This window comes from Actinoplanes sp. NBRC 103695 (genome assembly GCF_030269485.1).
Lineage (GTDB): Bacteria > Actinomycetota > Actinomycetes > Mycobacteriales > Micromonosporaceae > Actinoplanes.
In genome coordinates, this window is the sequence record NZ_BSTL01000017.1 from 1 (window position 1) to 22,620 (window position 22,620).

The window sequence follows — 22,620 nt, forward strand, 5'->3', positions numbered from 1 at the left end:
AGCAACACGGAGGAACCCGGCCGAGCGCCGGGCCCTCACCATGCCTACAGAACAGCTAAAAGCACGCGAATCGCATTCATCGAATCATAGCTATGGGCCGACGGCCAAGCGAAAGACTGAGGCTAGCATCATCGCCCACCGGCGAGAGTTGCGGTAGTTGAACTGAACGTCGCGCTTGACCTCCGTCGATTGATCAGGTGTTGTCGGCGTCAGACGCGGCCCCACAGGGCCGGGACGTTGGGTGGTTCCCAGCCGGTCAGCGAGGTGTGCGCCTGGATGCAGCGGTAGGTCACTCCGCTGTAGGTGACCTGTGCGCCGGTCGCGTACGCCGTGTTCGGGGCCCAAGAAGTGGCGCCAGGCGGCGGGTCGCTCGGGGGCGGGTCGGACGGGGGCGGGTCGGACGGGGGCGGGTCGGACGGCGGGGGAGTGGTGCCGCCTCCGGTGGCGTTGCCGCCGGACCAGTTGACCGCGCCACTGGCCACCGTCTTGCCGGCCGGGACCGCGAGGGTACGGCCGTCGGTGAAGGCGACCGTCAGGGCGGTGTTCGTGATGTTCGACGCCACGTAGGTCTTGGCGCCGTTCTTGCTGAACACCTTCGCCAGCGGGTGGTTCGCGGCCACCGTCGGCTCGACCTGGCCGAGCGCGGCCAGGTTGCGGATCCAGTGGAAGGTGTGGGCGCGGCTCTCGCCCTCCTCCGGCGTGTACGAACCGGCCGCCCGCAGCTTCGACAGCGCCGCGTCGGGATCGCCCAGCGCCAGGTACTGCCACAGGATGTCGCGCCACAGGGCCGGCTCGGCGCCCTTGTTGCGGACCATCTCCGCGTACGTGTTGCGCACCGCCGCCGGATAGTCGCCCAGGTAGAGCTGGCCGCCGGTCATCGGCAGCATGTTGATGCCGACCACCATCTCGTGCTCGCCGGAGAACCAGGTGGCGTACGCGCCGCCGGAACCCCAGGCGATCGCCGTGTAGTTGTGGCCCCAGTTCGCCGGGAAGTTCTCGTTGCGCACGTCGAACCAGTACTCGTTGATCGCCGCCGCCTGCGTGGTGTGCAGCCAGATGCCGGCGTCGCGGATCGCGGTGTTGCCGGTCGCCTGACCCCACTGGATCAGGGCGTTCGAGAAGTTCTGGCCCTCCGACGAGGACTCCTGGTTGTTGCCCGCGCCGAACGCGCCGTGCCCGGACGCCCAGTCGTGGCCCTCGTAGATGTCGAAGTCACGCAGGTACGGGAACCGGGTGTCGGAACGGTCGTAGTTGTTGGCGTCCCGGATCAGCAGGTCCACCATGCCGCCGTAGCGGGAACCGGACGCCCACGTGGGGTCGAACTTGGCCAGCGTCGCCGCGGCCGCCACGAAGTAGCCGTAGTGGAAGTGGTGGTCGTTGAGCTCCTGGTCGGACCCGTACGAGGCCGGGTAGCCGATCAGCGTGCCCCACGGGCGGTTGTAGTAGAACAGCCGCGACGTCTTGCCGTTCGACGCGGTGAACCAGTCGGTGATCCGGGTCCGGATGACGTTCAGCGCGGAGTCGCGTACCGAAGTGAGGTTGAACTGATCGGCGATCTCCGCGATCCGCGCCGCACGTCCCAGGCCCTTGCCGGTCCAGTAGGTGTCGTCGCCGCGGAAATCGGCCGGGTTGTTGAGCTCGTTGTTCAGCAGCGTGGTGATCTGGGTCAGATCGGCGCCGCTGGAGTTGCCGGCCGCGGGCAGTTCGGGCAGCACGCCCGAGTACCGCATCGACGTCTGGAACTGGGTGCCCAGGACGATCTTCATCGCGCCGCGGGGTGAGACGTACGTGCGGGACAGCGGCGTCGCGCCGGTCAGGTATCGCCACTGGTGCGGGTAGAGCGCGACGACCGTGCCCGAGCCGCTCCCGTTCATCGCCTGGGTGGTGAAGGCGTACGTGGTGCTCACGGTGCCGTTGCCGGCGTTGTACGAGTACGACATCCGGGTGCCGGTCACGTGGTTGTGCGCGTACGGCTGGAACTGGTCCGCGAGGGCGACCTTGTCCGCCGTGCCCGCGCTCGACAGGGTCGGCAGCACCGCCACCGAGAAATAGCCCTGGCCGGTCAGGTTCGACCGGATCGTGGTGCCGGACAGCGTCCAGGCCGAGCCGGACGGGCCGTACGCGACGTAGTCGTGCCCGCCGATCGAGAAGCCGATCCGGCCGCCGGTGTTCTGCCACACGGTCGGCGGCCCGGTGATGGACAGCTGCGCGTCGCCGCCGGTGACCCGGTAGTACGACAGCGGCAGCCCGTGCCCGATCGTGGCGCGCAGGGTCCGGGCGCCGTCACTCCAGTACGGCGACACCGTCCAGTCGCTCCAGCCGTCGACCAGCGCCCGTGGCGCGTTCAGGCCGGCGACCCCGACGACGATGTGCTGGGCGTACGGGTAGTGGTACTCGCCCACGCCGGTCCCGCTGCCGCTGATCGCGGCGTCGGTCTGGTAGGAGAGGCCGAGGCCGCCCGTGCCCGGCCGGTAGGAGGCCGGCCCGGCGAACAGCGGCTGCGAGAAGTTGCAGTCGTCGCCCCGCTTGAACAGCAGCGACGACCACCAGTCGTTGGTGGGTACGGCTCCGGCGGGCGCGTTGGCGGTGACGAACTCGCGGGGGTTGGTGGACAGGTTGCCGCAGCCGGTCGGCAGGCTGCGGCCGGCGGGCAGGGTCTCGGTGTAGCTGCCGGCGCCGACGGTGGCCGCTTCGGCGGTCGAGGTGACGGTCACGGCGAGGAGTCCGGCGCCGACGGCCAGCAGGGCCGCCGTGGCCAAGGGCAGGACTCGGGGACGAAAACGGGGACGGGGATGCATTTATGGTGCCTCCGATGGGGGAAAGCGGGGGCTTGGAGAGCGCTCTCACAGTAACGGCAACAAAGACGACTGTGAATACTTGGGGTAAATTGACCCGAGTCAATGGAGACATTCGACTCGGAGGTATGTTGCATGCGCCGCAAGCTGGCCGTCTGGACCGCCCTGGCCGCGTTGTCCATCACTCTCGGGGGCGCTGCCCCCGCCTCGGCCGCCGAACCTGACTTCGGTGCTCCCGAGGTGGTCGCGACCAACCTGACCGTGCCCTGGGGCCTCGACTTCCTGCCCGACGGCAGCGCGCTGGTCGCCGAACGCAACAGCGCGCGGGTGCTGCAACTGCGCCCCGGCAGCGCGCCGGCCGTGGTGGCCACCATCGCCGGCGTCCGCCCCAACGGCGAGGCCGGGCTCCTGGGTCTGGCGATCTCCCCGACGTTCGCCGACGACGGCTACGTGTACGTCTACTTCACCGCCGCCAATGACAACCGGATCGCCCGCTTCCGCCTCGACGCGCCGACCCAGCAGGAGGTGATCCTGACCGGCCTGGCCAAGGCCTCGATCCACGACGGCGGGCGGATCGCCTTCGGCCCCGACGGCATGCTCTACGCCGGTGTCGGCGACGCCAGCAACACCGCCAACTCGCAGAACCCCGACAGCCTGAACGGCAAGGTCCTGCGGATGACCCCGGAGGGCGGCGTCCCGGAGACCGGCAACCCGTTCCCCGGCTCGCTGGTCTACAGCCTGGGCCATCGCAACGTGCAGGGCCTGGCCTGGGACGCCGAGGGCCGGCTCTACGTCGCGGAACTCGGCCAGAACACCTGGGACGAGGTCAACCAGATCGTGCCCGGCGACAACTACGGCTGGCCGACGGTCGAGGGCCGCGCGAACGACCCGCGCTTCCACGACCCGATCGTCACCTGGACCACCGCCGAGGCGTCGCCCAGCGGCGCCACGATCGACGGCGACACCCTCTACGTCGCCGCGCTGCGCGGCACGCGCCTCTGGTCGGTCCCGCTGGACGGCGCCGGTGGCGCGGGCACGCCGGTCGCGCTCCTGCAGGGCCAGTACGGCCGCATCCGTACGGTCGAGACCGCGCCGGACGGATCGCTGTGGATCGCCACGAGCAACCGTGACGGCCGCGGCAGCCCGGTCGCGACCGACGATCGGGTGGTGCGTTTCCCGGCTCTGTGACAGCACGACGTCGGTGTGGCGGTAGCCACGAATCCGCCACACCGACGTCATTTCACGTTCACCCCGCGTAGTGTTGGACGCTGCCCAGGGCGGGTCCGTAGGCCGCACGCCTGGTAACGACGACCCGTGAGGTGTTAGTGGTGCGCGCCCGGTGACTGTGACTAGTGACATGCGCCTGATCGAGCTGCCCGAGATCCCGGCCACCCCGGTGGATCCGGCGGTTTTCCGTTCCCCTTCCGCGCCGTTCCGCCGCACCCTCGTCGACGTCTTCGGCGCGGCCGTGCGCGACCACGGCGGCGCCCTGGCGATCGATGCCGGCGCGACCGCGTACACCTACCGCGAGCTGGCCGCCGAGGTGGACGCGGTGCGCAAGATGCTCGCGGGACACGGGATCGGGGTCGGCGACCGGGTCGGCATCCGGGTCTCCTCCGGCACGGCCGAGCTCTACGTGGCGATCCTCGGCGTCCTGGCGGCCGGCGCGGCGTACGTGCCGGTCGACGCCGACGACCCCGAGGAGCGCGCCGAACTCGTCTTCGGCGAGGCGGGCGTCTGCGCGGTGCTCGGCGACGGCCTGGCCATGTCGCCACGGCGCACGCCCCTGGGCTGGCCCGGCCGGCCCGGCCCGGAGGACGACGCCTGGATCATCTTCACCTCCGGCTCCACCGGCACCCCCAAGGGCGTCGCGGTCACCCACGCCGCGGCCGCCGCGTTCGTCGACGCCGAGGCGCAGCTCTTCCTGGCCGACGACCCGGCCGAGGCGATCGGACCGCACGACCGGGTGCTGGCCGGGCTGTCGGTGGCGTTCGACGCCTCCTGCGAGGAGATGTGGCTCGCCTGGCGGCACGGCGCCTGCCTGGTGCCCGCCGCACGGTCGCTGGTGCGCAGCGGCGTCGACCTCGGCCCGTGGCTCGCCGAGCAGCGGATCACCGTCGTCTCCACCGTCCCGACGCTGGCCGCGCTGTGGCCGGCCGAGGCGCTCGACGACGTCCGGCTGCTGATCTTCGGCGGCGAGGCCTGCCCGCCCGAGCTGGCGGAACGGCTGGCCGTCGAGGGCCGTGAGGTCTGGAACACGTACGGGCCGACCGAGGCGACCGTCGTCGCCTGCGCCGCCCGGCTGACCGGCGACGGGCCGGTGCGCATCGGGCTGCCGCTGGCCGGCTGGGACCTCGCGGTCGTCGACCCGGCCGGCGAGCCGGTCGAGATGGGCCGGACCGGCGAGCTCGTCATCGGCGGCGTCGGCCTGGCGCGCTACCTCGACGCCGGCAAGGACGCCGAGAAGTTCGCGCCGCTGCCCGCGCTGGGCTGGCAGCGCGCCTACCGCAGCGGGGACATCGTCCGCGCCGAGCCCGACGGGCTGCTGTTCCTGGGCCGCGGCGACGAGCAGGTGAAGCTCGGCGGGCGCCGGATCGAACTGGGCGAGGTCGACGCCGCGCTGCAGGCCCTGCCCGGCGTCGCCGGTGCGGCGGCCGCCGTCAAGCGGACGGCCGCCGGCAACCAGCTTCTGGTGGGTTACCTGGTGCCCCACGACGCGACCGGCTTCGACGTCGAGGCGGCGTCGCTGCGGATCCGCGATCAGCTCCCGGCCGCCCTGGTCCCGCTGCTCGCGGTGGTCGACGCGCTGCCCACCCGTACCTCAGGAAAGGTCGACCGGGCCGCCCTGCCCTGGCCGCTGAAGGCGACGGCCGAGACCGGCGCTCTCAGCGCGACCGAGGAGTGGCTTGCCGGCGGCTGGGAGTCGATTCTCGGCGTACGCCCGGGCGAAGCCGACGCCGACTTCTTCACCAACGGCGGCGGCAGCCTGAACGCCGCGCAGCTCGTCGCGTGGATCCGGCGCCGGCACCCGCAGGTCTCGGTGGCCGACATCTACCAGCACCCGCGGCTGTCGCAGCTCGCGGCGGTGCTCGACACGCTCGACGGCCCGGCCGCGGTCCGCCGTGACATCCGGCCGACGCCCCGCCGCACCGGCTTCATCCAGGCGCTGCTGACGGTGCCGATGGCGGCCCTGGTCGGGCTGCGCTGGCTGGTCGTGCTCGCCACCCTGGGCAACGTCCTCGCCGCGTCGGACGATCTGCTCGCCCTGACCGACCCCGCGCCGTGGGCCCCGGCGGTGTCCTGGTGGTGGATCGCGGCGGGCTGGCTGCTGCTGTTCAGCCCCGCCGGGCGGATCGCGGTGGCGGCCGGTGGCGCGCGGTTGCTGCTGCGCGGCGTACGCCCGGGCGACTACCCCCGCGGCGGCAGTGTCCACCTGCGACTGTGGGCGGCGGAACGGCTCGCCGAACTGTCCGGCGTGACCAGCGTGGCCGGGGCGGCCTGGATGATCACGTACGCGAAGGCGCTCGGCGCGCAGATCGGCCCGGACGTCGACCTGCACTCCGCGCCGCCGGTCACCGGCATGCTGAAGCTGGGCCGCGGCGCCGCGATCGAGCCCGAAGTCGACCTCTCCGGCCACTGGGTCGACGGCGACCTCGTGCGGATCGGCAAGGTGCGCGTCGGCGCCGGCGCGCACGTCGGCTCCCGCAGCACCCTGATGCCCGGCGTGCGGATCGGCAAAGGCGCCCGGATCGCCGCCGGCTCCACCGTCACCGGACCGGTGCCGGCCGGCCAGCGCTGGGGCGGCTCACCCGCCGTTCCCGTCGCCAAGGACCAGGTCGCCTGGCCGGCTTCGCGTCCCCCGCGGTCGCGGTTCTGGGTCGCCGCGTACGGCGTGACGGCGCACCTGCTGGGCCTGGTGCCCGTGCTGGCCGCCCTCCCGGCCCTGGCCCTGCTCGGCTGGACGCTGGCGCACACCCCGGCCGTCACCGCGGCCCTGACCGTGGCGCCCCTCGCCGCGGTCGCCTACCTGACCGCGTACGCCCTGCTCGTGCTGGTCGCCGTCCGGCTGCTCGCCACCGGCATGCGGGCCGGGCACCACCGGATGCACGGCCGGATCGCATGGCAGGTGTGGACGACCGAGCGGCTGATGGGCATGGCCCGGGTCGCGCTCTTCCCGATGTACGCCAGCCTCTTCACACCGGTCTGGCTGCGGCTGCTCGGCGCCCGGGTCGGCCGTGGCGTGGAAGCGTCCACGGTGCTCGCGCTCCCGGCGATGACCACCGTCGACGACGGCGCGTTCCTGGCCGACGACACCATGGTCGGCACGTACGAGCTGCACAACGGCTGGCTGCACGTCGGCCCCGCGCGGATCGGCAAGCAGGCCTTCCTCGGCAACTCCGGGATGGCCGCGCCGGGCCGGTCGGTGCCCAAGCGCGGCCTCGTCGGGGTGCTCTCGTCGGCGCCCCACAAGGCCAAGAAGGGCTCGTCCTGGCTGGGCGCGCCCCCGATGCCGCTGCGCCGCACCGCCGAGGCCGCCGACACCAGCCGCACCTTCGACCCGCCGGCCCGGCTCAAGGTGGCCCGCGCGGTGATCGAGCTGTGCCGCGTCGTCCCGGTGATGTGCGCCGCCGCGCTGGCCGTGCTGGTCCTCGCCGCGCTCGTGCTCGTCTGGCAGACCGCCGGCGCCTGGGCGGCCGCCCTCGCCGCCGGACCGGTGCTGCTCGCCGCGGCGATCGGCGCCGCCCTGCTCGCGTCGGCGGCCAAGTGGCTGCTGGTCGGCCGTTTCCGGGTCGCCGACCGCGCGCTGTGGACCTCGTTCGTCTGGCGCAACGAGCTCGCCGACACATTCGTCGAGGTGCTCGCCGCGCCGTGGCTGGTCCGCTTCGCCACCGGCACGCCGCTGCTCACCGCGTGGCTGCGGACCCTCGGCGCGCGGATCGGCCGGGGTGTCTGGCTGGAGACCTACTGGCTGCCGGAGTACGACCTCGTCCGGCTGGGCGACGGCGCCACCGTCAACCGGGGGTGTGTCGTGCAGACCCACCTGTTCCATGATCGGATCATGAGCATGGATGAGGTGACGTTGGCCGGCGGCGCGACGCTCGGACCGCACGGCATCGTGCTGCCCGGCGCGAGCATCGGCGCGCGGACCACGGTGGGACCGGGCTCGCTGGTGACCCGGGGCGACGCCGTGCCCGAGGACAGCCGGTGGCTCGGCAACCCGATCGCGACCTGGCCGGCGACGGCCCCGCGCCGGGCATGACCCCGCGCGCGCCGGGACCTCGTGCTTCGGGGCCTCACGCGCCGAGGCAGGGCGGTCCGATACCCGGCGCCGAGCGTTCCGATGATCCGTACCTGCCCGAGCACGGCAACGGCGGCTACCAGGTCCTGCACTACGACCTGACGCTCGACTACCGGATCGTGTCCAACCGGCTGGCCGGCCGGGCGGTCATCACGGCACGGGCCGACCAGCCGCTGTCGCGGTTCACCCTCGACCTCGGCCGGCTGCGGGTGCAGGACGTCCGGGTCGGCGGCCGTCCGGCGCGGTTCAGCCAGCGGCCCGGCAAGCTCAGGATCACGCCGGCGCTCGCGGTCGTCGACCACTTCGTCGTGGAGATCCGGTACGGCGGCAAACCGGCGCCGATCCCCGGCCGCTGGGGCGACATCGGCTGGGACGAGCTCACCGACGGCGTGCTCGTCGCCAGCCAGCCGATCGGCGCGCCGTCGTGGTTCCCGTGCAACGACCGGCCCGGCGACAAGGCCGCCTTCCGGGTGACCCTCACCGCGGCGTCGGCGTACGCCGTCGTCGTGACCGGCGACCTCGTCTCCCGGAGCCGGGGCGCCGGCACCACCACCTGGGTGTACGACCGTCCCGAGCCGACCGCCCCCTACCTGATGAGCGTGCAGATCGGGCGGTACGAGCTGACCGGCCTCGCTCGCGACGGCGTGCGCCAGCGGGCGGCCGTCCCGCCCCGGCTCCGGCAGCGGTTCGCCCACGACTTCGGCCGGCACGGCGAGATCATGGCCACGATGCAGCGGTTCTTCGGGCCCTACCCCTTCAGCGAGTACGTCGTGGTGGTCACCGACGACGACCTAGACGACCCGGTCGAGGCGCAGGGCATGGCCGTGTTCGGGCGCAACCACGTCGACGGGCGGCGCACCCACGAGCGTCTGGTCGCCCACGAGCTGGCCCACCAGTGGTTCGGCAACAGCCTGACGGTCGCAGACTGGCGGCACATCTGGCTCAACGAGGGCTTCGCCACGTACGCGGAATGGTTGTGGTCCGGCGCGAGCGGCGGCCTGCCGGAGGGCGCCCACGCGGCCCGGTGGTACGCCGAGCTCGCGGTCCGTCCGTCGGGCATCACCGTGGCCGACCCCGGTGTCGCGCGGATGTTCGACCCGCTGGTCTACAAACGCGGGGCGCTCACGTTGCACGCCCTGCGGGTGGCGGCCGGCGACGAGCCGTTCTTCGCGATGCTGCGGTCCTGGGTGGCCGAGCACCAGCACGGGACCGTGACCACGGCCCAGTTCCGGGCGCACGCCCAGAGGTTCGCGACCGAGCCGCTCGACGGCCTGTTCACGGCTTGGCTCGACAGGGCAGCGCTGCCTCCGTTGCCGCGCTGACCGCCCGGGGGTATCCGCCGGCGGTGGGTGCGGCGGCTTGCGGCCGGCGTGGGCGCGGGTCGGGCCGCCGGGCCGCCGGGGTGCCTGCTGGCTGGGGTGCCTGTTGGCTGGGGTGCCTGTTGGCCGGGGTGCCTGCTGGCCGGGGTGCCTGCTCGCGGTAGGTGCGGCCGCTTGCCGTCGGGTGAGGGCCGGCCCGGGTTGCCAGGCGCCCGCGCTGCCCACTCGCCCGCGCTGCCGCCGCTCGCGGCCGTTCGCTGTGCGCGGCCGTTCGCTGTGCGCGGCCGTTCGCTGTGCGCGGAATGGTAGGAGCGGGCGCGGAATGGTAGGAGCGTGCGCGAGTGGTAGGAGCGGGCGCGAGTGGTAGGACCTGGCGGTATCTGGGCTCGAATGCCGCGCTGAGCTACCACTGTCTGCGGTAGTGGTAGCCAGGCGCGTTGCAGCGGGCCGGAACACCGTCCGGACCTACCACTCACCGCGAGCAGTGGTAAGTCGAGCGCGAGCGGTGGTAGGTCGAGCGCGAGCGGTGGTAGGTCGAGCGCGAGCGGTGGTAGGTCGAGCCGCGAGCAGTGGTAGGTCGAGGCGCGAGCAGTGGTAGGTCGAGGCGGTTCCGGATACACAGTGGACTGTTACTTCCGAGTACGTCTCGCGTATGTGGAATATGGGACTCACTTCTGTACTTTTGCTGCCTGTGCTGTGGGGCACGTTCTTGCCGCGGGTGTTCCGTGAGCGTGTACTGTCCCACCGCGTCGGGACTCGCCTGAACAGGAGTGGGAGCGCTACCAATGGGCAGTAAGCCCCTCCGGCCCGAAGATCCCCGACGGCTAGGTGACTTTCAGCTGCTCGCCCGCCTCGGCGAGGGCGGCATGGGCGTGGTCTATCTCGGTCGCGACACCGCGGGTCGGTCGGTCGCGGTCAAGACCGTGCGCGCCGAGTACGCCGACCGCGAGGAGTTCCGGGCCCGCTTCCGCAGCGAGGTCGCCCGGGTCCGGCAGGTGCCGTCGTTCTGCACCGCCGCCGTGATCGACGCGGACCCCGACAGCGAGGTCCCGTACCTGGTCGTGGAGTACGTGGACGGTCCCAGCCTGCAGGACGTGGTGACCGAGCGCGGCCCGGTGCCCGCCGGTGACCTGCACAGCGTGGCCGTCGGGGTGGCGGCGGCGCTCGCCGCGATCCACGGCGCGGGGGTCATCCACCGCGACCTGAAACCGACGAACGTGCTGCTCTCGCTGGGCCTGCCCAAGGTGATCGACTTCGGCATCGCCCGGGCGCTCGAGGTGACCAGCCGGCACACCCGGACCGACCAGATGATCGGCACCGTGGCCTACATGGCCCCGGAGCGGCTGGACCCGACGGTCGGGGAGATCACCCCGGCGGCCGACATCTTCGCCTGGGGCGCCGTCGTCACGTACGCGGGGACCGGCCGCAGCCCGTTCAAGGGCGACTCGCCGATGGCCACGGCGGGCCGGATCCTCACCGCCGAGCCCGACCTGACCGGCTTACCCAAGTCGCTCGACGGCCTGGTCCGGCGGGCGCTGTCCAAGAACCCGACCGACCGACCGACCGCGGGCGAGCTCGTCCAGCACCTGATCGCCGTCCCGTCGCCGCAGGCCGCGCCCCTCGTCCCGGCCGCCCGCCCGGCCGCCGGCGCCAGCCGGTTCGGGGCCCGTGACCTGCTGGAACAGCTGATCGCCGAGGTGCCCCGGCAGCCGGCCGTGGGCAGCGCGTCGGCCCCGCAGCAGGCGTCGGGGCCGCACTCGTCGGGCCCCCACCCGTCGGGGCCGCACCCGTCGGGGCCGCGGCACTCCGCCGCCAACCGGTTCGGCGCCCGTGACCTGCTCGAACAACTGGTGAGCCAGGCGCCGCAGAAGCTTCCGGAACCGCCGGCGCCACCGCTGACACCGCCGGAGAAGCCGCGCTTCTCCAGGGCCGTGATCCGCAACGTCGTCTACGCCGCCGCCGCGATGCTGGTGGCCACCGTGGCGATCGCGACCGTGGCCAACGCGCGGACCAACGCCGAGGAGCCCGCGGCCGCCCCGGCGCCGGCCCCGCCCTCCGCGTCGGCGAACACGCTGAGCTTCCAGGGCCCGTCCCTGTTCGATCCGCTCACCCAGCCGGGCCGGTTCAAGGAGAGCGCCACCGAGTCCGGCAGCTGCCGCTACGAGCAGGGCGGGCTGCACGGGCGGGCATCCGGCCGGGTCTCCTTCCAATGCCTCGGCCCGGCCGACACGTTCGCCGGCGACCTGGCGATCCACGCCGACGTCACCCTCGGCACCGGCAACTCGTGCGCGCAGATGTGGTTCCGGTACAAGCCGGACGCCAGCTACCTGCTGAGCGCCTGCCCGGACCGCTTCGTGATGGAGATCGTCGACGGGGCGATCGTCACCACCACCGGGCGCGAGCAGTCGGCCGCGCTGCAGCCGGGCACCAAACACAAGCTTTCCGTGACGGTGACCGGGCAGAGCGTGTCGGTGGCGGTCGACGGCAGCGACGTCCTGCGTGCCGGGTCGGGCAACGCCGAGATCACCTCGGGACGGGTGCTTCTCGGCGTTGCCACGTCGGACCAGAAGGGCGCGGCGGACGTCAGCTTCGCGAACCTGGACGTCCGGGCCAGCTAGGGCTTCTCGGCGCTGTACAGGGCCGCCACCTCCGCATCGGTGAGCGCCCGGTCGTACGCATGCACCTGATCGATGGAGCCGGACCAGTAGTCGGTGCGGTTGCCGGCGTATTTGGCCCGGCCCACCGCGAGCGGCCCGGTGCTCACCACGTCAGGCCCGGCCGCGGCGGTGCCGGCCAGCGCGCCGTCGACGAAGAGCCGCACCTGCCCGGTGGCGTGCTCGCGGACCCCGACCAGGTGGTACCACCTGTCCAGGGCGGGCGTCATCGGCGCCCGCGCGCGGTTGCCGCCCGGCGTGCTGAAGGCGAACGCGCCCTGCCCGTACTGCAGGTAGAACGGGCTCTCGGTGACCCGGCCGTCCTGACTGACCGCCGAGGCGTAGTTGCCGGGCAGCTCGTCGAGGGTCACCCAGGCCGCGATCGAGTAGTCCTTCGTGGTGTCGACCACCGGCGCCGCGGAATCCGCCGAGTCGTCGCCGTCGAAGGCCAGCGCGGTCCCGGAGACGCCCGGCACCCAGCGCGGGCCGCCACTGAACGTCAGGTCGCCGCCGTTGCCGCTGCTGTCCTCGGCGGTCGTGCCCTGACCCTCGTCCAGCGCCCAGTCGCCACGGCCCGGATAGGTGCGGGCGGCCGGGGACGTGCCCGCCTTGATCACTTTGCGGTTGATCGCGCGTACCGGAGCCGCATTGACCTTGATCTGCCGCCGGTCGTAGGTCCACAGTCCGTTGAGCTCGGTCTCCAGGTCGGTGATCTGGGTGTAGACCGATCCGGACAGCTCGGCGCCCGCCGCCTCCAGGTAGAAGCGCTCGGTGTTGTCGACGTACTTGGCGGTCAGCGCCGCCTTGTCCGCCACGCCGCTGTAGATGTTCGCGGGCGGCCCCGGCCACATGTGGCCCGGCGTACGCAGCGTGAAGCCGCCGTGCTCGCCGTCCATCGCGATCCGGGTGGCGTCCGGGTAGGGCGGCGTCTCGTTCAGGTAGTCGTGATGGTCGATCACGTCGCCCTTGCCCGAGTCACCCTTGGAGTCGCAGCAGTTCACGCCGCTGTGCGCGTTGACGATGCGGGACGGGTCGGCGGCCTTGACCTGCTCGGCGATCCGGCCGGTCTCGGTGCGGTCCCACTCGCCCCAGCCCTCGTTGAAGACCACCCAGCCGATCACGGCGGGTGAGTTGTGCACCTGCCGCATCGTCCGGTCCGCCTCGGTGCGCCAGGCCTGCTGCCCGGCGGTGGTCCGGATGGTTGCGCTCACGAAGTCCTGCCAGACGAGTACGCCCAGCTCGTCGGCGTGCCGGTACCAGCGGGCCGGCTCCACCTTGATGTGCTTGCGGATGGCGTTGAAGCCGAGCTCCTTGGTCGCCTCGACGTCCCAGCGCAACGCCTCGTCGCTGGGCGCGGTGTACAGCCCTTCCGGCCAGAAGCCCTGGTCCAGCGTGGCGAGCGAGAAGATCGGCGCACCGTTCAGCACCAGCTTGGGGAAACCGCCGACCTTCTTCACCTCGACCGTACGCAGTCCGAAGTAGCTGTCCACGGCATCGCCGGTGTCCAGCTTGACCTTCAGGTCGTAGAGGTACGGGTCGTCGGGGCTCCACAGCTTCGGGTCGCGGATCGGCAGGCGCAGCGCGGTGTTCGCCGCGCCGGTGACCGATCCGACCTTCTTGCCGGCCTTGTCGTAGGCGGTGGCGGTGACCGTCGCGGCCCCCGAGGTCTTCGCCTGCACGGTGAGTGACTCGAGGTCCGGCGTGGTGACCAGCTCGTCGATGGCCACGGCGTCGACCGGCTCCAGCCACACCGTCTGCCAGATGCCCGAGGTGGGCGTGTAGACGATGCCGCCCGGGTTCAGCGACTGCTTGCCGATCGGCTGGTCCTGCCCGGTCGTGTCGGTGACCGCGACCACGATCTCCTGCGGCCCGGAGCCCCGCAGCGCGTCGGTGATGTCCGCGGTGAACGCCGTGTAGCCGCCGAAGTGCTCGGTGACCAGCGTGCCGTTCACGTAGACGCGCGCATGGTGGTCGACGGCGCCGAAGTTCAGCTTCAGCCGCCGTCCACTGCCGACCTGCCAGCCGCGCGGCACGGTGACCAGCTTGCGGTAGAACATGTGCTGCTCGCGGCGCTCGATGCCGGACAGCAGCGACTCCACCGGGAACGGCACGGTGATCCGCTCGGGCAACGCCCGGCCGAACACCGGCTGCTCACCCTCGGTCGCGCCGGCGAACTCCCACGGCCCGTTCAGGTTCAGCCAGCGCTGACGCACCAGCTGGGGGCGGGGATATTCCGGCAGCGGATGCGCCCGGTCGACGGCGTCACCCCAGCGGGTGGTCAGGCGGTGGGTCGAGGTGTTGGTCGCGATCCGGGAGATCAGGGGTACGAGCTCAGCACCCGACCGCAGTCCGCCGTCGCCGTCGTAGTTGACGCGTACCCGCTGACTCTTCTGAACGGGCGCACCCAGAGTGACCACCAACCGGTCCCGGTCGGCAACGACCGAGGTGATCTGCAAGGGTGTCGTGTCCGCCTCGACGACCAGGTGGGACGCGGCCTGCCCGACCTCGGTGACCGTCTCCTCGAAGTCGATCACGAGCTTGCGGCCGTTCGGCTGGACGGTGACCTCGGCCGGGTAGTCCTGGAAGCCGTCCGGCACCGTGAACGCCGTCTCCGGCACGATCTGCCGCGCGATGCCCGGGCCCGACCAGCTCAGGAACAGATCCGCGCCGCCGCCGTCCTGGAACATCTCCACCCGCACGTCGTGCGGGACGCCCGCCTCCAGCCGGAGCGGCCGGCTGGTGATCTCGGTGCCGCGCGACACCTGCCAGTAGTCGATCACCGGCTGCTCGTCGACGAAGAACCGGAAGCCGTCGTCGCCGCGCTGGTAGAAGGTGTAGTCGCCGGTGACGGGCGCGGTGATCCGCCCGGTCCAGCGCCCGGTGACGTGCTCGCCGCGGCCGGTCATCGACTGGAAGGCGGCGACCAGGCCGGGCAGTTCGATGTTCGCGTCCAGCAGGACCCCGCCGAGCTCGGCGAAGTCCCGGGCGCCCGGTTGCGACATCCGGAAGTACTCACCCTTGAGCCCGTGCACGGGCGCGGCCGCGGCCGAGGCCGCGGGGGTGCCGGGAACGACCAGTGAGGACAGTGCGAGAAGGACGGCGAGAAGCAACGTGCGGAGGCGGTTCGGTGGCATTCGCCTACATTGACTGCCGTGCATGTGCGATGTCAACAGAAGGGAACATCAACTTACATTTTCGATCCTCAGTCAGCTCGGCCGAACCGCCGCGGGCTCGTCGAGGCGATCACCACCGCGCTGAGCAGCAGAAATCCACCTGCCGCCACCGGCAGGGAGATCTGCTCGCCCAGCACCGCGACGGCCAGTACCGCCGCGGTGAGTGGCTCCAGCAGCGTCACGATCACGGCTGCGCTGCCCGCGGTGCTGCGCAGGCCGAGATAGAAGAGCGCGTACGCGACAGCGGTGGTGACCACGCCCAGATAGGCCAGCTGACCGGCCGCGGCCGACGGGAAGGGAAGTGCGACGCCGCTCGCGAGAGCCAACGGCAGCAGGGTCGCGGCGCCGACCGTCGTGGACACGGTGGCCAGCGTCAGCGGCTCGACCCGCTCGCCGGCCGTGCGGCCGATCACCGTCGTGATCGCGTACCCGAGGCCTGAAGCCAGAGCGGCCAGCAGGCCGAGCAGGGGACGCGGCGCCGCGCCGGGAGAGCCGCAGATCAGCGCCAGACCCGCGATCGCGGCAGCGATGCTGACGAGTGACGCGCGGGAAGGCCGGCGTCGAGAACGGACGGCCTCCCACCCCGCGATGAGGACCGGCGCCAGACCGAGGCTGACGACCGTGGCGACGGTGACGCCGCCCCACACGACGGCGACGAAGTACAACGCCTGGTAGGCGCCGAGGCCGACGCCGATCACGAGCAACGGCCGCCACCGCGTCCGCAGCACCGAGAACGCGGGGCGCATGACGAGCAGCAGAGCGGCGGCCGCGATGGCCAGGCGGTAGAAGCCGATGGCGACCGGGCTGAGGCCGGTGGACTCGCGGATCAGCTGGACGACGATGCCGGTCGTGCCCCAGAGCACGCCGGCGACAGCGATGGGAAAGGAGGACATGGTGAACCCGCTCCGGTGGAGAGAAGCCGTCAGGGACAGCGGCTACGGAGCGAGGGCGCAGATAGGGTGGCCGCGCTCCGTCAGGAGCGCGGCGGGGGCAGAATTCCCCGGAACGTCGGCACGGGCCGAATCTATCGGACCGTCAGACGACGATGCCACGCCTATAGGCGTAGACGACGGCCTGGACGCGGTCGCGGAGGTCGAGCTTGGTGAGGATGCGGGAGACGTACGTCTTGACCGTCTCCTGGCTGATCACCAGCTCGGCGGCGATCTCGCTGTTGGAGAAGCCCTCGGCGATCAGGCGCAGCACCTCGAGCTCGCGCGGGGCCAGCGGCACCTCGCCCGCGCCTCCCTCGGGGCGGATCCGGGCGGCGTACTGGCCGACCAGCTTGCGGGTCACCTCGGGGGCGAGCAGCGCCGCGCCGGTCGCGACCGTGCGGATGCCGTGCAGCAGCTGCGCCGGGGGAGCGTCCTTGAGCAGGAAGCCGCTGGCGCCGGCGCGCAGCGCCTCGTACACGTACTCGTCGAGGTTGAACGTGGTCACGACCAGTACCTTGACCGGCTGGGCGATCCCGGCGCCGGCCAGCAGCCGGGTCGCCTTGATGCCGTCCAGGATCGGCATCCGGACGTCCATCACCACGACGTCGGGGTTGAGCCGGGCGGCCAGATCGACGGCGGCCTGCCCGTCGCCGCATTCGCCGACGATCTCCATGTCCGGCTGGGCGTCGATGATCGTGGCGAAACCGGTCCGGATCAGGGCCTGGTCGTCGCAGACCAGCACCCGGATCTGCGCGGTCACGACCGGCCCGCCGCGGGGATGCTGGCCCGGACGACGAAGCCGCCCTCGGGTCGCGGGCCCGCGCTCAGCTCGCCGCCGAGCACACCGACGCGTTCGCGCAGGCCGGTGAGCCCGCGCCCGCTGCCGCCGGGAGACGACGCGCTCGTGCCGGACCCGTCCGTGGTGATCTCCACCGTGACCTCTCTGATGTCGTGCCGCACGTGGACCGCCGTCCGGCCGCCGTGGTCGTACTTGAGCGCGTTGGTCAGCGCCTCCTGCACCACCCGGTACGCCGCGACCTCGGACTCGCCGGGCTGCGGGCTGCCCTGTTCGGTGAACTCCACCGGCTGGCCGGCCCGGCGGGTCTGCTCCACCAGCTCGCTCAGCTCCGCGACGGCAGGGCCTGTCCCGTGGTCGGGGTTGAGCAGGTCGAGCATCTGCCGCAGGTCGCTGATGGCCCGCCGGCCGGTCTCCGCGACCCCGCCCAGCGTGTCGTCCAGGCGCTCCGGCGCGGCGGTCAGGTAGCGCGCCGACTCGACCTGCACGACCATCGCCGTCACGTGGTGGGTGACCACGTCGTGCAGCTCGCGGGCGATCCGGGTGCGTTCGGCGAGCGCGGTGGACTCGGCGACGTGCCGGCGGCGTTCCGCCTCGGCGATCCGGGTCTGCCGCAGCCAAGCCCCCACACCCCAGGCGAGGGCCAGCGCCGCGTAGAAGGTGATGAACCCGGCCAGGCCCTCGGTCGACCCGTCCCGGTACAGCGCGATCGCCAGCGGCACGTACGCCGCGGACAGGACGCCGACGGTGGCCCAGCGGTACCGGTCGAGGTGGGCGCCGGCGCTCATCAGCGCGATCGGCAGGGCGGCCCCGGCGACCAGGTGGTACCCGCGCAGCTGGTCGACGATGAAACCGGCGCTCACCAGGGCGAGACCGAGGGCGGGCCACCGGCGGCGGATCGCCAGCGGCAGGCACTCCAGCGCGAGCACCAGGATCGTCAGCGTGTCGAACGGCCGGCCCGGCAGGTCGCCGAGCTGGGTGCCGCGGTTGCGCAGCGCCGGGATCAGCGACATGGTCGCGAACGCCAGACCAAGGGGGAGGTCCCGGACCGTGACGTCGAGGCGACGCCACCGGTCCGGGAGGCTCCGGGGGTTGATCACCGGGAGACTGTAACGGTCGCCGGGGACACCCGCGTGCGGCGGCCGCGCGGGGCCACGATGTTCCCGCGGCGGGCCGCCAGCCAGAGGAAGACGACCGTCAGGATGACGCCGGCGGCCACCGTGTAGACGCTGCCCTCGGGCCCGAACGAGCCGCCGGTGATCAGGTCCGGTCCGGTCAGGGTGGTGTCGAGCAGGCCCTTCGAGTCGCCGTTGCCGGAGACCACCGCGCTGAAGATGCCGCCGAGGGCGAAGTTCCAGCCGAAGTGCAGGCCGATCGTGACCCACAGGCTGCGGGTGGCCGCGTAGCAGGTGGCGAGCATGAAACCGGCCTCGATGGCGATCGCGGTCGCGCCCCACAGTGTGGCGTCCGGGTTGAGCAGGTGGACACCGCCGAACACGACGCCGCTGACCAGCAGCGCGATCCAGGTGCCGGTCAGCTTCTCGATCCAGCGGAACAGCACGCCGCGGAAGAGCAGTTCCTCGGTCGTCGCGGCGGCGGCCATGAAGCCGAGGATGCCGACCGCGCCGCTCACCGAGCCGATCCCGCCGACGTGGAAGTCGCCGAGGAACCAGATGTTGGCGATGACCGCGCCGAACATCGCGAGGCCGATCAGCACGCCCCGGGTGAGGCCGCCGGCGGCGCCGGACCGGGCGAGTTCGGTGACCTCGCGCTTCTCGGTACGCCGGACGATCCAGGCGTACACCAGAAGGGCGAGCGCCGCGGCGACCAGCCCGCCGGCCAGGGTGAGCCAGTCGTTGCCCTGCACCGCGGCGACGGCCTGCCCGCCGGCGAAGGCGATCGCGGCGACCGCCACGAGCTGGAGGATGAAACGCATGATTGCTCCTTCGCGAGGGCCGCGGCGGGAGCACCGCGGCTGGAAAGAACGCTAGGGATCTATGCGCCGCGAAACGTCACCGTGGGGTGGACACTCGTCTGTAGCTCGCTCGGGGGACACGACCAGCTGACACACGTCGAGGTAACCGGCGGTGAACCCAGCCTCACAGAAGGCGAGGTAGTAGTTCCAGGTCCGATCAAAGGCTGCCGCGGTACGCCAGCGGCGAAGCGTCTCGGCGTAGTGCCACGACCCGAAGTCGAAGCGCTCCACCACGGTCGCCCCGGCGTCGGTGAACGCCGACGTGATCGCCTCGGCCGACGGGATCAGACCGCCGGGGAAGATGTACTTCTGGATCCACGTGTACGTGTCGATCGTCGCGAGCATCCGGTCATGGCCGGTGGTGATCATCTGGATGCCGGCGCGCCCGCCCGGCCGCAGGTGGCCGAGCACCGCCGCGGCGAAGGCGGGCCACCAGTCGTACCCGACGGCCTCGATCATCTCGACGCTGACCACCGCGTCGAAGCCGCCGGGGACCGCCTCGATCGCGCGGTAGTCGCAGAGCCGGACCTCCACCCGGTCGGCGACCCCCGCCGCCGCGATCCGTTGCAGGGCCAGCGAACGCTGCCGCGGGGCGAGCGTCACGCTGACCACGTGAGCGCCCCGGCGCGCGGCCCGGACGGCCAGCTCACCCCACCCGGTGCCGATCTCCAGCACCCGGCTGCCCGCACCCACCCCGGTGACGTCCAGCAGCCGGTCGATCTTGCGGTGCTGCGCCGCGGTCAGGTCGTCGTCGCGGGCTTCGAAGAGTGCCGACGAGTACGTCATGGACGAGTCCAGGAACGACGCGAACATCTCGTTGGACAGGTCGTAGTGCCGTTCCGCGTTGCTGCGTGCGGCGCCGGGCGCGCCCTCCTCGGCTTGCGGTGGCCGCACCCGCCGCAGCCGCCACACCTGCTTCTGCACCCGCGGCGCGATCCCGGCGAGCCCGGTGGCGATGGCCGTGAGCACGCCGGGCAGGTCGTCGCTGTCCCAGTCGCCGGCCTGGTAGGCCTCGCCGAACCCGATCTCCCCGGCCGCGCCCAGCCGCCGGTACAGCTCGCGTGGCCGCCGCACCACCAGGGTCGGTCCGGGCGCGCCGGTCACGCTCTTCCGTGGGTACGCGACGCGCAACCGTATCCGCCGCGTGAGCAGCCGGAAGAGCAACCCGGCCAGCGCGGTGCGCATCAGGCGGGCAGGTCGACGCGGAAGGTGGCGCCGTCGCCGGGAACGCTCGTGGCCGTGATGTCGCCGCCGTGGGCCCGGGCGAGCTGGCGGGCGATCGACAGGCCCAGCCCGCTGCCGCCGGTGGCCCGGCTGCGCGAGCTGTCCGCACGCCAGAACCGGTCGAAGACCCGGGGCAGGTCCTCGGGCGAGATACCGGTCCCGGTGTCGGCGACCGTGATGATCAGGCGGTCGCCGGTGACCTCGGCGTGAATCGTCACCAGGCCGTCCGGCGGGGTGTGGCGCAGGGCGTTGGAGACCAGGTTGCCGACCATCTGGCGCAGACGCACCGGATCGACGTACGCCATCAGATCGGGGTCCGCGAGAACCCGCACACCGGGCCGGCCCAGGAGCAGGTCCCGGACGTAGGTCTCCTCGCGGTGCACGCGCAGGCTGCCCGCGTCGGCCGCGGCGAGGTCGCGCAGGTCGTCGACCACGTGATGGAGCAGGATCGACTCCTCCACGAGCAGGTCGACGACCTCGGCGTCCAGGTCGAGGTCGCCGTCGCGGGCGGACTCCAGCCAGGTCCGGATGGTGGTCAGCGGGGTACGCAGCTCGTGCGCGATGTCGTTGACCATGGCCTGGCGCTGCCGTTCGAGGTCGGCGCGGCGGTCCGAGAGGTCGTTGAACGCCGTGGCCAGGTGGCCGATCTCGTCGCGGGTGGTGACCGGCACCGCCCCCTGCCGGTCGACGGGCTGGCGGGCGGCCTCGGTCAGCAGCCGCAGCGGGCGGACCAGGCGGCGGCCGACCACGACGGTCGCGATGACCGCCAGCACGAGCACGATGCCGGTGGTGCCGGCGATCCGCAGCTGGTTGACCGGCGACAGGTCGACCGAGGGTGCGGGCGCGGTCCGGCCGGTGACGAAGAGCAGGGCCGGCGGCGCGACGTACGGCCGCAGCTGCGCACGCCGGCTGTCGCTGACGCACCGGTCGGCCTCCTGCTCGCTGTCGTCGTCGGGCGCGTCCAGGTACCGGATCTCGAACAGGGGGGTGAGCGCGTACGCCTGGCCGGCACACCGCTGCACGAGGCGGTTCAGCTCGGCGAGGGGTTTCTTCTCCGACGCGGCCGGGGCGCCGCCGCGGTCGAGCCGGTCACACGTGGTCGGGACGTACGGCGTGGCGCTGATCCGGCGGACGACCGGACGGCCGCTCGGCGTGTCCACGATTTCCGCCGCGACCTCCTCGCCCCGCAGGCACGTCACGTAGGCCAGGGCGTCCCGGCGCAGCGAGCGGCGCTCGTCCTCGGTCAGCCGGTACGGGCCGACCGCCCGCGCGTCGATCCGGCCGCCGGTGTTGCGGGCGATGCCCGGGTCCAGGAACAGCGGGTCGACGGTCGCGGTGGGCACGTCGGACACCAGGGCGGCGTCCAGCGCGCCGTCCGGCGACCCGGCGATCGGCCGGCGGTCCGGGCTGGTCAGGGCGATCCTGGTGCCGGTCAGCTCGGCCAGCCGGGCGACCTTGGCCTGGGCGCCGTCCCAGGTCTCGTGGGTGGCGGCGTACTCGATCAGGGCGTCGTAGATGTCGGTGTCCGCGGACAGCGTGCGGCTCTGTTCCTGGGTGACCGCCTGCTTGGTGAGCTGCATGGTCAGCCAGGCCGTGGCGGCGATCGCGCAGACCGCGATCAGCAGCGAGGTGGCCAGCAGGCGGACGAGCAGGCTGCGGCGCACCGGCACGGCCCGCGTCCGGGGGCGGGTCATCCGGCGACCAGCTTGTAGCCGACGCCGTACACCGTGAGCAGGTGGACCGGCCGGCGCGGGTTCGGCTCGATCTTGCGGCGCAGGTTGGAGACGTGGGTGTCGATGGTCCGTTCCACCGAGTCCCGGTCGTATCCGCTGGTCTCCTGCAGGAGCACCGCCCGACTGAAGACGCGCTCGGGCTGCCGCATCATCGCCACCACGATCGCGAACTCGTCGGGCGTGCACTCGATCGGCAGATCGCCGACCGACACGAGGCGGCGGGGCAGGTCGGCCGTGATCGGCCCGACCCGCAGCACGTCCCGGTCGGCCGGTCGCTGAGCGCGCTCGAAGCGCCGCAGCAGCGCCTGGATGCGGGCGAGCAGCTCACGCGGCCGGTACGGCTTGGTCAGGTAGTCGTCGGCGCCGCGCTCGAGGCCGCGCAGCAGGTCGTCCTCGCCGGCCCGCGCGGTCAGCATCAGGACCGGGACGGCCGACTCCCGGCGCAGCACCTCGCACAGGTCGAGCCCGTCCATCCCGGGCATCATCACGTCGAGCAGCAGCAGGTCCGGGCCCAGCCTGCGGGTACGGTCGAGCGCGGTCGGCCCGTCGTGCGTGATCGTCGTGCGGTAACCGGCCGACTCCAGATAGCGACGCAGGACCTCGGCATGCTTGCGGTCGTCCTCGGCGATGAGTACGTGTGCGGGCACGGCGCCGACTATAGGACGCCGGTCACGAGGAACCGGCCGTCCCGACAAGTTCCTGTAGATCACCCAGCATTCT

General features: G+C 72.4%; 13 protein-coding genes. 4 read left to right on the top strand and 9 right to left on the bottom strand.

Annotated features, from left to right (window positions below; translation table 11 throughout):
* Window positions 1-209: 209 nt before the first annotated feature.
* Entirely contained in the window at window positions 210-2,759 is a 2,550-nt protein-coding gene (locus QSK31_RS28940; protein WP_285687620.1) for a glycosyl hydrolase, read from the bottom strand.
* Window positions 2,760-2,930: 171 nt separating this feature from the next.
* On the opposite strand from QSK31_RS28940, the gene QSK31_RS28945 reads away from it, so the two are divergent.
* The 4 genes from QSK31_RS28945 (at window position 2,931) to QSK31_RS28960 (ending at window position 12,031) form a co-directional block, all read left to right on the top strand.
* On the top strand, window positions 2,931-3,983 hold the full coding sequence (locus tag QSK31_RS28945) for a PQQ-dependent sugar dehydrogenase (protein ID WP_285687622.1): 1,053 nt from the start codon (window positions 2,931-2,933) through the stop codon (window positions 3,981-3,983).
* Window positions 3,984-4,152: 169 nt separating this feature from the next.
* On the top strand, window positions 4,153-8,055 hold the full coding sequence (locus tag QSK31_RS28950) for a Pls/PosA family non-ribosomal peptide synthetase (protein ID WP_502873027.1): 3,903 nt from the start codon (window positions 4,153-4,155) through the stop codon (window positions 8,053-8,055).
* Entirely contained in the window at window positions 8,001-9,416 is a 1,416-nt protein-coding gene (locus QSK31_RS28955) for a M1 family metallopeptidase (RefSeq protein WP_285687624.1), read from the top strand. Before QSK31_RS28950 ends, QSK31_RS28955 begins: the two co-directional genes overlap by 55 nt.
* Window positions 9,417-10,198: 782 nt before the next feature.
* The gene (locus QSK31_RS28960) at window positions 10,199-12,031 is read left to right on the top strand and encodes a serine/threonine protein kinase (RefSeq protein WP_285687626.1); all 1,833 of its coding nucleotides are present in this window, start codon (window positions 10,199-10,201) and stop codon (window positions 12,029-12,031) included.
* Here the strand turns inward: QSK31_RS28960 and QSK31_RS28965 are convergent.
* The 8 genes from QSK31_RS28965 to QSK31_RS29000 form a co-directional block, all read right to left on the bottom strand.
* Complete coding sequence (locus QSK31_RS28965) at window positions 12,028-15,201, bottom strand: LamG-like jellyroll fold domain-containing protein (RefSeq protein ID WP_285687627.1); 3,174 nt, start codon at window positions 15,199-15,201, stop codon at window positions 12,028-12,030. The genes QSK31_RS28960 and QSK31_RS28965 overlap by 4 nt on opposite strands.
* Before the next feature lie 68 nt (window positions 15,202-15,269).
* Window positions 15,270-16,133: a DMT family transporter gene (locus tag QSK31_RS28970; RefSeq protein ID WP_285687628.1), complete on the bottom strand. Its 864-nt coding sequence runs from the start codon at window positions 16,131-16,133 to the stop codon at window positions 15,270-15,272.
* Between the two features lie 142 nt (window positions 16,134-16,275).
* The gene (locus QSK31_RS28975; RefSeq protein WP_285687629.1) at window positions 16,276-16,932 is read right to left on the bottom strand and encodes a response regulator; all 657 of its coding nucleotides are present in this window, start codon (window positions 16,930-16,932) and stop codon (window positions 16,276-16,278) included.
* Window positions 16,929-18,068 carry a sensor histidine kinase gene (locus tag QSK31_RS28980; RefSeq protein ID WP_285687630.1) on the bottom strand — a complete coding sequence of 380 codons (1,140 nt, stop codon included), beginning with the start codon at window positions 18,066-18,068 and terminating at the stop codon, window positions 16,929-16,931. Before QSK31_RS28980 ends, QSK31_RS28975 begins: the two co-directional genes overlap by 4 nt.
* Window positions 18,065-18,904, bottom strand: a complete 840-nt coding sequence (locus QSK31_RS28985; RefSeq protein ID WP_285687631.1) for a CPBP family intramembrane glutamic endopeptidase — start codon at window positions 18,902-18,904, stop codon at window positions 18,065-18,067. Before QSK31_RS28985 ends, QSK31_RS28980 begins: the two co-directional genes overlap by 4 nt.
* Before the next feature lie 51 nt (window positions 18,905-18,955).
* On the bottom strand, window positions 18,956-20,128 hold the full coding sequence (locus QSK31_RS28990; protein ID WP_285687632.1) for a class I SAM-dependent methyltransferase: 1,173 nt from the start codon (window positions 20,126-20,128) through the stop codon (window positions 18,956-18,958).
* Window positions 20,128-21,861, bottom strand: coding sequence for a sensor histidine kinase (locus tag QSK31_RS28995; protein ID WP_285687633.1), 1,734 nt, complete (start codon window positions 21,859-21,861; stop codon window positions 20,128-20,130). Before QSK31_RS28995 ends, QSK31_RS28990 begins: the two co-directional genes overlap by 1 nt.
* Window positions 21,858-22,547, bottom strand: a complete 690-nt coding sequence (locus QSK31_RS29000) for a response regulator (protein WP_285687634.1) — start codon at window positions 22,545-22,547, stop codon at window positions 21,858-21,860. Before QSK31_RS29000 ends, QSK31_RS28995 begins: the two co-directional genes overlap by 4 nt.
* Window positions 22,548-22,620 lie beyond the last annotated feature (73 nt).